We start from the raw sequence: 8967 nt of genomic DNA on the forward strand, positions 1-8967 counted from the left end.
TTTTTGTTTTTCAGGTCATGTCTGTCCCTGCGCTTCGCCCTGCTGTTCGAGCTTTACAACCCGAGTTGGTGACCTGGCGCCGCCACATCCACAAGTATCCTGAGCTGGGCTTCCAGGAGAAGCAAACCGCCGCCTACATCAGCCAGCGCCTGAAAAGTTGGGGGATCCCTCACCAGACCGGCATTGCCCACACCGGCATCGTGGCCACCATTGAGGGAGAGCAGCCGGGGCCGGTTTTGGCGCTGCGGGCCGATATGGATGCCCTGCCCATTCATGAGGCCAATGAAGTCGAGTACCGCTCCGCCATCCCCAACGTCATGCACGCCTGCGGCCACGACGGCCACACCGCCATTGCTCTAGGCACCGCCAAGCTGCTGCAACAGCACCGCCACCACCTCAGGGGTACCGTCAAGGTCATTTTTCAACCTGCCGAAGAAGGCCCCGGCGGAGCCAAGCCCATGCTGGAGGCGGGGGTTCTGAAAAACCCGGATGTGGAAGCCATCCTCGGCCTACACCTGTGGAATAATCGCCCTCTGGGCACTATTGGCGTGAAAAGTGGCCCCTCGATGGCCTTTGCCGACCGCTTTCAGATTCAGGTGATCGGGCGAGGCGGACATGCTGCCCTTCCCCAACAAACAGTGGATGCCATTGTGGTGGGATCCCACATTGTCAATGCTTTGCAGACCATTGTCTCCCGCAGTGTGGATCCGCTGCAGCCGGCGGTGGTGACGGTGGGCCGTTTCCGGGCCGGCGATGCCTTCAACGTTATCGCCCCAAGCGCAGAAATTTGGGGTACTGTGCGCAGTTTTCACCCTGAAGTGGCCGATTTGATCCCAAAGCGCATGGAAGAAATCCTTGCCGGCATTTGCCAAGCCTACGGAGCCACCTATGAGTTTCGATTCGAGCGGGGCTATCCAGCGGTTCAAAACGATCCTGCTATGGCAGCTCTGGTGGAACAGTCTGCCCGCGAGGTGTTTGGCCCAGAGGCGAGGATCATCCCAGAAATGACCATGGGCGGCGAGGACGTCTCCTTTTTTCTCAACGAGGTGCCCGGCTGCTACTTTTTTTTGGGATCCGCCAACCCCGAAAGGGGCCTGAACTACCCTCACCACCACCCCCGCTTCGACTTCGATGAGGCTGCCCTTGGCATTGGGGTAGAGCTGTTCCTGCGCTGCATTGAGAACTACACCGGGCAAGCCTTGAGTTAGCGGGAAACCTCGGCTAGGGCCTGAGCAAGTCAGCGGATCCGCTGCCGGGAAGCAGCAAGGGCTTCATAGGTTCTGGGGTGGGACGGGTAGGGGCAGGATCCCCGTCGGTGGGAATGTAGAGGGGCGTTGGGTTGGGATCCCCACCGAAGGCCAGCACAAGGGCTTCCAGCAGGGCCTGTCGCTGTTGCCGGTTCAGGGATTGTACAACGGCTTTGTCTTGGGCGTAGGGGTTGACCGTGAGGCGGTCGGCACCGGGATACCGTTGGGCGATGATTGGCTCATTGGCATCAAAATAGTCCGCCAGCGTCAGTTGCCAGTCAAAGCGGTCGGTCGGGGAGCGACCGGCCACCTGCAGATGGTAAACCATCATCCGCCGCACCAAGGTATCTTCCTCAGGCGTAGGGCCGCCGTCATTGGGGTTAATGGGGGTGTAGACGTTTTCCAGCGGCAGATCCGGCAATGCCTCGTACACCCGCCGCGCCGCTTCGGGGATCAGCCGCAACTGAGCATAGGCAGGCCCGGATCCCAGCAGAACCGCAACGGCAATGCCCAGCAAACCTGGCAAAAGGGCTTGTTTCCTCATCCTGCTCGCCCCAAAACTTGTTTCTGTGAAATGAATTGTATTGCAATCAAGCAGTGGTTTCGGATTGTAGATTTGGCAGATTCAGCGATTGAGATCAGGCCACAGTTGGAGTTTTGGGCCATTGCTAATCAATGCTGAGTCCATCCACCACCTGAGGTTGAGGACGCGGTTTGAGAGGGGCCGACTGGGCCAAGCGATCCCGCTGGTGGTGTTCTTGAGAATGCCTTTGCCAGAGGCCAAGAATATCCAACGTTTCGCCGCCATGCTGCGTGTAGCGCTGCCGCACTTTGCACAGTACAGGGGTATTGACGCACACCCCGGAGATGATCACCTGACCTTTGCTCAAGGCGGGCAATTCCTGTAACAGATCCCGTCCGGCAGCCTCGACACTGTGGCGCAAATTTTCCTGATCGGCAGGGTTGACAATTCGCATCAAAAATTGGCTCATGCATTGAGACAGAATATCCGAGTCCAACTTGCCAGGGCGTTGCGTGATCAGCCCTACTCCCAGTCCAAACTTGCGTCCTTCGCTGAGGATGGTGCGCAGCACCTGTTTGCAACGGGAAGGCTCGTGGGCAGGGGCAAACCGATGGGCCTCTTCCAGCAAAATAAAGACGGGATAAGGCAAGTAATTTTCGTCCCCCGGCTGGATCTTGCCTTTGTGGGTATTGATCCGAGCATAGTTGGCCTGGCGCAAGATGGCAGCAGCGATCACCTGCTGTTCTTCTTGGCTGATCTCATGCATTTGCAGGATGGTTACCTGCCCCGGCTCAAACAAGTCTTTGGGAGCTAGGTGTTGCAAATTGTCGAAATAGGGAGAACGGTCGATCTGTTCTAATTTCCACTCCAAGGCGGCGGCTGAGGATCCCTGGGATCCATCTTCTGCAGAATCGGCTTCATTTACGGCATCGATTAAGTCCTGAATCGTCCAGCGGATCGGGTTAAATTGAGTTGTTTTGCGAAAGGCTTTCTCCAGAAAAGATTTCTGTCGGTCAGTGGTCTCTGGCAGCAGGGTCAGAATATCAAAGAAGTTAAGAGAAGATACACGAATCTTAATTTCCTGCGGTGAAAGAACCTTGACTTTGGGTCGGTAGCCATCTTCCCCAAAAAACTTGGGGTGGGACTGCATTTCTGCCAGCGTGTGGTATTCCCCGTGGGGATCGAAAATGAGGACGGCAGCTCGGTTTTTGGGCAAAAGCAGCTCTTCAATCAAAACCCCTGCTGTATAAGATTTGCCGGATCCTGTCCCCGCCAAAATGGCCAGATGGGTGCTGACCATTTCCTTGACGTCCAGTACTACGGGCACTGCTCCCTCATCGCGCAACAACAGGCTGCCCAAGTGAGCACCCCCAATGGCTGTTTCATCTCGTTTGTTCAAAATTGATTTCAGCAGACGATTGGAGGCCAGAAAAACCTTGGCACCGGGATCCGGAGCGCGGCGGGGGTTAATAAAGCCCATCTTCTGATTGAAATAGCCGATGACCTCGACGGTAACCGCATAGATTTCCGGATTGGGATGGGTGAAGCCCACCAGAGCCACAATGGTGCTGGGATCGATTTCGGTATCGGCAAAGATGCGATCGGGGATGTGATCCAGGAGCTGAACTTGGCTAATTTTACCCAAGATTTGCAGCGTTTGCGATTGGGGATCCTGGACTTCGTAGTAGACGAAATCGCCCACCTTTACCGCTTGGGTATTGGAAGTGATGAAAACATATTGGTTAGAGGTTTCTCCAGGCCCTTTGACGGTGCCAATTACCTCTGGAGAGTCCTCAGTTGGAGAGAGGGTGGCTTCTGGATGGTGGCCATTATCGGTGATTTTTTGGGGCATTAGCGCATCGCTCCTACAGTCATTTTCCAGGCCAATTCTTTGCTTAAGATTTGCAGAGCTCGCCGTTGAGCTGGATCGGCAAACATCGGCGTAATGTCGTTCAAGACTTGGTAGATCAAATGATTGGCAAAGTTGCCGCCGCTACTCAGCAGCAAACCATAGTAGGAAAATTGGGTTTGACCTTGGGGATCCTGGTGAAAGCGCAGGATCTCTTCCCGGCTCATGCGAAAAACCGGCGTGTTTACAGGCACCACCACGCGTGGGATCCCTTGCCGGCCACAGCGGCGCTCTTCATCCAAGGCCCCGATTAAGACCACCGAGAGTAGCGTGCGCACCTCATTCTGCAAATCGGGGGAAAAATAGGGATCCGGCTGGCTGGAAAGGCGCGGCCCAGAATTGAGGAACATCGGATTCAGGAGTTGGGTATTGTAAACCAGACCTACGGCCCAGTGTCGCCGGTCGCTTTCTAGCTTGACAAAGCTGCCGAAGCCATAGTCATCAGGAGTCGGCGGATTTTTGACTTCTAAAGCATCGTCCACCTGCACCACATAATCACAGTGATTGTTGGAGCGAACTACCTTTCCCAATCTCATCGAACTCGTCTCCGCTGTAATTTACTTACTGTTTTCCGGGATAGCCTTAGGTTCAGCTTTTCGCGAGCGGCCCAATCTTGCATGAGGCGTAAGAAAAGGTTGCGATCCTCATTGCGGATAACGGCTATTTGATCGGCTGTCTCCAGCACATAAGGATAACCTCGCCCAATCACCACCTCACAGCGAACCAGATCCACCAACCAGTCCAACAGTCCTGCCTCATAAACCCAAACGGGTATTTCCAAGCGGGCCGGAAAGTTGTCATTGGTGCGCAGGTAAACAAATCCCACTCGCTCCCGCATTTCTTGGTAGGAGTTGAGGATCCCATCTTGGGGGTTGAGGCTGCCGCCGCGGGCACAGATGAAAAAAGGCGTACGATCCCCCCAATCCAACCAGGGGCTGAGCAGTTGCGCATCGTGAAGCTGTGGAGCTTCGGGTAGGTCAAAACAATGCTTCAGCAACGCCACCAAATCGGAAGTGTAGGTGGTGTCTATGTAGGCCACGATGGGGATCCGGCTTTGCTCGCTGGCCCGCAGAAGCTGGAGCAAACACTGCACATAAAAGTCTTGGCTTTCTGGCTCGAAGACTTCGGCAAAAGTAGCCACCAGCGCCCCGTCCAAAAAGGCCAATTTTCGGGATCCCGGTTGAGATTTTTGAATGTATTCTACAAGTCTCTCGATTTCCATTTGAAAGCGGCGCATGTTAACCATTCGCTCTTTCGGTTCGCCGCTGCTGTCGGATCCCAGGTCCCTTGGAGTCAATACATCCACTTGAATGTCTTTTTCGTACAAGCCTGTTGCACAATGATGGTTTTCATACCAGCCAATTTGCACCAGCGCCACCGGTATTGACAGATCTTTGCTGGGATAAATCTGGGATCCATCTACGGCAAAGGTGGGAATATTTTCAATGACCGACTTCGCCCAATCGCGGCTTTCTTCGTAATTGGCCCATTCCTGCTCAAAGGGGATCTTCCAATTGGAGTAGCGATCCCACTCCGCAGTAGGTAAAGCGCCTGGGAAAGGGAATGGAGCTATTTTTTCGGCAATCTCTAAGCTCGACCACTTGCACAGGTTTTCCATGGCCTGCCTATAGCATTCTCTGCGCTCCGATAGCCGTTGATCAAAAGTGGCAAAGGCTTCCCGCTTTTGCTGCAAGACCGCCAGGATCCGGTCGGCTCTAAACACCATGGGCGGGATCCCTCCCTACCGACTTGGATCCGGAGTGCCTTTCCACCCGAATAACATTTTCTGTCATTTGCTCAAAGGTATCGTCGTGGCTGATAACAAACAGCTGCTCAAAAGATCGCAGGTTGGTAATAGCCTCTGCCAGCCGCTGTCGCCGTTGGGTATCCATATTGGTGGTGGGCTCATCGAAAAAGGCAATATTTAGTTGTCCCAACACCTTGAGTAAAGCCAAGCGCACTGCCAAGGCCGCCGACATTTGCTCTCCCCCGGAAAGGCTGGCAAACCGTCGTTTGGGGCTGCCGGCTTCTTGAACGCGGATCTCATAATCGGCTTCCCAGGTCAGGGTGACGTTGGGACGGTTGAGAATTTCTCGGAAGAGGTGATCGGCAGTATGGTTGATCTGCTGCAGGTAGTATTGGGTAATTTGAGGGCCGGCTTTTCTATAGGTATCTCGGCTAAACTTGATAAAGCGGTGTAGGCGTTCTTTCTCAGTTTTTTCTGCCTCGACTTGCTTTAAGCTTGCCTTGGTCTGTTCCAATTGCCGCAACTTTTCCTCAATTTTGCTCAGTTGAGGAGCTAGGCTCTCCAGTCGGGCCTGGGCTTCGGCTTTTTGAATTTCGGTGGCCTGCAGAAGGGATCGAAGATGCTCATGCTCCTGCGGTCGATACAGAGCAGCTAAGGGATCCCGTGCTGCGCGAAGTTGGGAAAGCTGAGTTTGCAGTTGCTGCCGCTGGGCGTTTAGCTCGGCCAGTTCCTGTTCCCGTTGGGGAAGCAATTTGGCGATGGGTTCTGCCTGCAGATAGCGCTCGTGATCTAAACGGTATCGTTCGCGTTCTTCCTGCAGGGATCCCAGCTCTCGATCCAGATGCTCCGTTTGGCATAGGGCCTCCTCGATAGGGTTGAGTGCGGCCTGTAAATCCTGAAGCTGCTGCAGGCAGTCGGCCTGCATTTGTAAATACTGCTTTTCCTGTTTTAGCTCTGCTTTGAGCCGTTCGGCTTGACTTCTGGGATCCCCCAGTGCCCTTAGGGTTTCGGCGGCTTTTGCAATTTGGGCTTGCAGGTTATCTTTGGATCCCTCTGTTTGTTCCCAGCGGTCGATCTGGGCTTGTTTTTCTTGCTTGGCTTTCTGGATTTGATCTAGGGCCAACTGGGCCGCTTGGAGTTCATCTTGCCGTCGGGGCAAACTTTGGGCAAGAGGCTGCATGCGGATAAAGGTCTCGTAGTTGTTGCGGTGCCGGCCTTGTTCTTCCCGCAAAGCTGCAATTCTTTCATCCAGATCTGAAAGCGGTTGCAGCTGCTCTTCTAGGGCTTGTATCTGCTGTTGGAGTTGCTGAACATGGGCCGCTATTTGTTGATATTCTTGCTCAACCCTAGACTTGCGGCTGAGATCTCTTTCCAAGCGCTGGATTTGCCCTCTGGGATCCCCCAGTTCTTGCAGCGCCTGGCCAATTTCCTGTTGTTGCCGAAGGAAGGTGGGCTCAGCCTCAAGATCCCAGTGAAGATCATCAATTCTGCTTTGTCGTTCGGCTTGCAACTGCAGCAGTTGCTGAATTTGGGCTTGTAAATCGGGTATTTGTGCGGTTAGGCCGAGCAAGGGTTGCAAAGTCCTGAGTTGTTTTTGGATGTTGGACAACTGCTGACGAAGTTGGGGCTCGGAAGTTTGGGGAGCCAGATCCTGCAAAATCTGATGGATGGACTGGAGCAACTGTTGGCTGAGTGCTGAAGATCGAGTGAGTACCTCTGGGATCCGCTGCCACAGAGATTGAAGTTGGGGATAGTTGTGTCGCTGCGCTTCCAATTCGTCCAGAAGTTGCCGGATGCTGTGATGGTGTTGAGCCAATTGATCCGAGCCCTGCTCAAAAAGGGCTTGTAGCTCCTGTTGAAATTGACGAGCTGCGGCAATGCGGCTGAGCTGAGTTTGCAATCGCTCCTGTTGAGTTTCGAGCGCAGGAATGGCGGCTACCCGCTCCAAATCCGCCTGCCGTTGTCTCAGTTGGAGCTGCAGTTGTTGCAATTGGACTTGGCCTTGTTCCTGCTCCGTTTCCCGTTGTTTGAGTTCAAGGCGCAGAGCCTGAAAGGAAGCCAACTTCTCGCCAAGTTGGGAGTGGCGCTGCTCCAGGGAGGCCTGCCGTTCACACAGGGGTTGCAGCTCAAGTTTTTCCGCCTCCATTTTTTGGAAGATCTGGAGTTGTTGCTGATATTCGGATCCCTGCAGCTCCAATCGATGCAGTTGATGTTGCAAAGTTTCCCGTTGAGCCAGTAAAGTTTGTCGGGTTCGCCGCAGCGCTTCCTGCTCTGCAATGAGGGTTTCCAACTGCAAACAACGGTTGTAGGTCAATTGATGCTGCCGACATATGGCCTGGGCCTGTTCAGCTTCTTGCACTCGGCTTTGTAGCAGTTGACAGCGCTCGGCGTGGGCTGTCCATTCTGCCTGGATCTGTTCCCATTCGCGGTGCAGGTGTAGCAACGTGTTGAGCTGTTGAGTCCAATAGGTCTGCTGACGCTCTAGCTCCTCTTGGGCCTGAATTTGCGGGGTTAGCTCCTCTAGCTCCTGCTTCCAGCGCTGCTGTTGGCTTAACTTTTCTTGAAGTCTTGCCAATTGGTTTTCGATATGCTGCTTTTGCGAGAGCAAAGCATCCCGCTGTTTCAGCCACTCCAAGCGTTGCTGTTGCTGTTTTTCCAGCTCCCGCAAGCGAGCTTCTGTGGCCAAAAAATGCTGAGATCCCTCCCAGTATTGCTGTTGCTGCGCTTGAGCTTGCCTGGCCTCTGCCCATAACTTTTCTGCCTGCTCAAGAGATACCTGAAGCAGGGATCCCTTTTGCTCCAGTTGGGCAATCTGGTGATCTAAAGTTTGGATTTGCTCAAGCCATTTCTCCAGTCGCTCGATCTCAAGCTTAACCTGATCCAGAGTGTGGATCGATTGACTCAAGCGCTCTTGCCAGTAACTGAGTTCTTGTTGGATTTTCTGCCGCTCCGCTTGCAGCGGATCCCACTCCTGTAGCTGTTGGCGGAGCAATTCAATTTGATGATTAATGGCCTGAATCTGCGCCTCGCTGTATTTTTCGACCGCCAACAGGTCTTTGGCTACCTGCTGGTACTCTTCCACCTTTAAGATGCGATCGAAAACTTCTTTGCGATCTCGACCGGTTTTGAGAAAGTCTGCTGTGAAAGTCCCTTGGGGCACCCCAATCGTTGTGGCAAAGAGCCGCGCCAGGTCGGTACCGGCAGGTACGCCCAAATGTTGCCTCAGCCACGGCAGCACATCGGACTTGCGCTCATACTCTAGGCGCTGCTTCAGCTGGGGATCAAAGAGACGATATCCCTGCGTTACGCTGCGGCGAACATCGTAGGTGCGCTGATCCCATTGGGAGATAAATTGCACAGTCACCACTGCGTCGTTGGCACCGGAGCGGATGATTTCTTCTTGGCTGTAGGGACAGTAGTCGAACAAAACCCAGGCAATGGCCTCTAAAATGCTGGTCTTGCCCGCTCCGTTTTCTCCGCAAATGGCGTTAATACCTGGCTCAAACGTGAAGACGGCATCCTCATGAGATTTGAAGTTTTG

The 8967-nt window shown here is 53.9% G+C and carries 6 protein-coding genes; 1 reads left to right on the top strand and 5 read right to left on the bottom strand.

All coding sequences use genetic code 11. The features are described 5' to 3' along the window. The first annotated feature begins 17 nt into the window (after positions 1–17). Complete coding sequence (locus NW820_RS01850; protein ID WP_414406536.1) at positions 18–1208, top strand: M20 metallopeptidase family protein; 1191 nt, start codon at positions 18–20, stop codon at positions 1206–1208. Positions 1209–1221: 13 nt separating this feature from the next. On the opposite strand, the gene NW820_RS01855 is transcribed toward NW820_RS01850, so the two are convergent. The 5 genes from NW820_RS01855 to NW820_RS01875 all read right to left on the bottom strand — a co-directional run. Continuing rightward, positions 1222–1791 carry a hypothetical protein gene (locus NW820_RS01855; protein WP_414329892.1) on the bottom strand — a complete coding sequence of 190 codons (570 nt, stop codon included), beginning with the start codon at positions 1789–1791 and terminating at the stop codon, positions 1222–1224. Positions 1792–1915: 124 nt separating this feature from the next. Continuing rightward, positions 1916–3622, bottom strand: coding sequence for an ATP-binding protein (locus tag NW820_RS01860; RefSeq protein WP_414406527.1), 1707 nt, complete (start codon positions 3620–3622; stop codon positions 1916–1918). Further along, positions 3622–4215 (bottom strand): hypothetical protein, encoded by a 594-nt coding sequence (locus tag NW820_RS01865; RefSeq protein WP_414341843.1) that lies wholly within the window; start codon positions 4213–4215, stop codon positions 3622–3624. Before NW820_RS01865 ends, NW820_RS01860 begins: the two co-directional genes overlap by 1 nt. After that, positions 4212–5405, bottom strand: a complete 1194-nt coding sequence (locus NW820_RS01870; RefSeq protein ID WP_414406528.1) for a DNA double-strand break repair nuclease NurA — start codon at positions 5403–5405, stop codon at positions 4212–4214. The genes NW820_RS01865 and NW820_RS01870 overlap by 4 nt, the downstream gene beginning before the upstream one ends. Beyond that, a partial coding sequence (locus NW820_RS01875; protein WP_414406529.1) for an AAA family ATPase occupies positions 5395–8967 on the bottom strand: 3573 nt, incomplete at its 5' end. The genes NW820_RS01870 and NW820_RS01875, both read right to left, overlap by 11 nt.

This window comes from Synechococcus sp. R55.7, from assembly GCF_047461955.1.
In the GTDB taxonomy this organism is placed as follows: Bacteria; Cyanobacteriota; Cyanobacteriia; order Thermostichales; family Thermostichaceae; genus Thermostichus.

Bases quoted from the DNA above. Each gene is read 5' to 3' on its own strand.
- NW820_RS01850 (WP_414406536.1), top strand. From the start codon at position 18: ATGTCTGTCCCTGCGCTTCGCCCTGCTGTTCGAGCTTTACAACCCGAG.
- NW820_RS01855 (WP_414329892.1), bottom strand. From the start codon at position 1,791: ATGAGGAAACAAGCCCTTTTGCCAGGTTTGCTGGGCATTGCCGTTGCG.
- NW820_RS01860 (WP_414406527.1), bottom strand. From the start codon at position 3,622: ATGCCCCAAAAAATCACCGATAATGGCCACCATCCAGAAGCCACCCTC.
- NW820_RS01865 (WP_414341843.1), bottom strand. From the start codon at position 4,215: ATGAGATTGGGAAAGGTAGTTCGCTCCAACAATCACTGTGATTATGTG.
- NW820_RS01870 (WP_414406528.1), bottom strand. From the start codon at position 5,405: ATGGTGTTTAGAGCCGACCGGATCCTGGCGGTCTTGCAGCAAAAGCGG.